This window comes from Mesorhizobium sp. M3A.F.Ca.ET.175.01.1.1, from assembly GCF_004791945.1.
Lineage (GTDB): Bacteria > Pseudomonadota > Alphaproteobacteria > Rhizobiales > Rhizobiaceae > Mesorhizobium.
In genome coordinates, this window is the sequence record NZ_SRTP01000137.1 from 1 (window position 1) to 368 (window position 368).

The window sequence follows — 368 nt, forward strand, 5'->3', positions numbered from 1 at the left end:
GTCCATCAGCCCGAGCCGGCATTGACGGCCGCGGGCCTGATCAGGCCCTGTCTCGACATCGAGCGCCAGCTCATCCGCCAGCACAGGCCGCTGCTCAATCGCAGCCGCCAGTGAGAGCCGGTAAGGTGCGTCGCACAGAACCGATCAGTGGAACGTGCTGGCGGCCTCGCCCGATAACCGGTTGCGCGGGCTTTCGAAGCTCACCTGGTCGCGTCCGTTCGATTTCGCCTTGTAGAGATGCCTGTCGGCGACCTGGAACATGGCGTGATAGGTGGTGGGGCCGCTGAAAGCGATGCCGCCGATGCTGACCGAAAGCGGACATGGCTGGCCGCCGGGCGCGAAGTCGGCCTCGCGGATGCGCAGCCTGA

General features: G+C 66.3%; 1 pseudogene. It reads right to left on the reverse strand.

The features are described from left to right. Positions 1 to 144: 144 nt before the first annotated feature. Positions 145 to 368 (reverse strand): annotated as a pseudogene (locus EN818_RS31080) (GGDEF domain-containing protein); the annotation flags it as partial.